Below are 1008 nucleotides of genomic sequence, written 5' to 3' on the forward strand. Positions count from 1 at the left end.
TAACGTTTATCAGTTGCGTTATTATATGTATGTTCAATAAGAAAACAACGACCAAAATAAAAAAACCTGCTCATCGGAGCAGGTTTTTACATACCGAGAATGTAACTATTTATTACAAGGCATATTTACTTCACAGTTACGAATTCAGGGTAAGCACCAACACCACAATCGTGCATGTCCATGCCTTCCATTTCTTCCTCTTCCGTAACTCTAATACCAACCGTAGCTTTAAGAATCGCCCAAACCACTAGGCTTGCACCAAATACCCAAGCAAAGATCACTGCGGCACCAAGAAGCTGCGCACCAAACGTTGCTTCACCGTTGCTTAGAGGAACAACCATTAGACCGAAGAAACCACAAACACCATGAACTGAAATTGCACCTACAGGATCGTCAATCTTCAGTTTATCGAGACCGATGATGCTAAATACCACTAGCGCACCCGATACCGCACCGATTGCTACAGCATACAAAGGTGATGGTGATAGTGGGTCTGCCGTGATAGCGACCAAACCAGCCAGCGCACCGTTAAGGATCATGGTTAAATCTGCTTTACCCCAAGTGGTTTTACACACAAACAATGCAGCAATCGAACCAGCAGCCGCAGCCGCGTTCGTGTTAAGGAAGATTTGACCAACCGCCGTTGCGTTTTCAAAGTCTGAAACCATCAATTGAGAACCGCCATTGAAGCCAAACCAGCCGAACCAAAGAATAAACGTACCCAGTGTTGCTAATGGCATGTTCGAGCCAGGAATTGGGTAGATTTCACCGTTTTTACCGTATTTACCTTTACGAGCACCAAGCAGTAACACGCCAGCTAGCGCCGCAGACGCACCTGCCATATGAACAATACCTGAACCCGCGAAGTCGCTAAAGCCAGCTTCAGATAGGAAGCCACCGCCCCATGTCCAGTAGCCTTCAATTGGGTAAATGAACGCGGTCAAAACAGCTGAGAACAGCAAGAATGACCAAAGCTTCATGCGCTCTGCAACGGCCCCCGAAACAACA

Annotated in this window: 1 protein-coding gene; it reads right to left on the reverse strand. The window is 46.5% G+C overall.

The features are described from left to right. Nucleotides 1-125: 125 nt before the first annotated feature. Nucleotides 126-1008, reverse strand: an 883-nt coding sequence (locus R7P35_RS26540; RefSeq protein WP_318093480.1) for an ammonium transporter, incomplete at its 5' end; no start/stop codon positions are given.

The organism is Vibrio sp. Vb0304, assembly GCF_033338995.1.
GTDB lineage: Bacteria > Pseudomonadota > Gammaproteobacteria > Enterobacterales > Vibrionaceae > Vibrio > Vibrio alginolyticus.